The 896-nt window shown below is 71.4% G+C and carries 1 protein-coding gene and 1 pseudogene; one reads left to right on the top strand and one right to left on the bottom strand.

Annotated features, from left to right (window positions below):
- Positions 1–175: pseudogene (locus IE258_RS40685) on the bottom strand (winged helix-turn-helix transcriptional regulator); the annotation flags it as partial.
- A gap of 112 nt (positions 176–287) precedes the next feature.
- On the opposite strand from IE258_RS40685, the gene IE258_RS40680 reads away from it, so the two are divergent.
- Positions 288–896, top strand: a 609-nt coding sequence (locus IE258_RS40680) for an SDR family oxidoreductase (RefSeq protein ID WP_189750821.1), incomplete at its 3' end; no start/stop codon positions are given.

Below are 896 nucleotides of genomic sequence, written 5' to 3'. Positions count from 1 at the left end.
GGATGCTCTCGCGCAGCTCGTAGAACCGGAGGTCGTTGCGGCGCAGGGAGATGAGCACCCAGACGCCCCACCTGCTGGTCACGTGGTCGACCATGTCCCGCGCCAGGCAGTCGGTGTGAAACACGTCATACCGCTCGCCGGTCTCGACCCGTCTGTGCTGCACGCCTTCCGTCATGTCATGAGCTTACCTCCAGGTATGCCCTTACCGAAAGTTAGCCGCCCCTCCTAGCGTGAACGCCCTCGGAGCACTTCCGAGTATTTCGAGCACGTCCGACAAGGAGCTGATCATGATCGTGGTGACCGGGGCGACCGGAAACATCGGCCGGCCGCTGACGCGGGCGCTGGCGGAGGCGGGCGAGCAGGTGACGGCGGTGTCCCGGCACCCGGCGGCGGTACCCGACGGCGTCCGTCACCAGGTGGCCGACCTCGCCGAGCCGGCCGGCCTGCGGCCCGCGCTGGCCGGGGCGAAGTCGCTGTTCCTGCTGCTCTCCGGCGATCTGCACGCCCTCGGCGCCAGCCCCGCCGACATCGTCGCCGAGGCCGTGGACAGCGGGGTCCGGCGCATCGTCCTGCTCTCCACGCTCGGCGTGGTGACCAGGCCCTTCGGGGCGACGCGGATCGCGATGCGCGAGCTGGAGGACACGGTGCGGGAGTCCGGCCTTCAGTGGGCTCTGCTGCGGCCGGGCGGCTTCGCCTCCAACGCCCTGTGGTGGGCCGAGTCCGTCCGCGAGCGACGGGTCGTCGCGGCGCCCTTCGGCGATGTCGGGGTGCCGGTGATCGACCCGGCCGACATCGCGGCGGTGGCGGCGGCCTGCCTGCTGGAGGACCGTTACACCGGCGGCGCGTACGAGCTGACCGGCCCGGAGGTGATCACTCCGCGCGGGCAGACGGAGGCC

The sequence above is a fragment of the Streptomyces tendae genome (assembly GCF_014650435.1).
Lineage (GTDB): Bacteria > Actinomycetota > Actinomycetes > Streptomycetales > Streptomycetaceae > Streptomyces > Streptomyces tendae.
The sequence above is the reverse complement of the archived record's forward strand: the minus strand, read 5'-3'. Positions and strand labels throughout refer to the sequence as shown.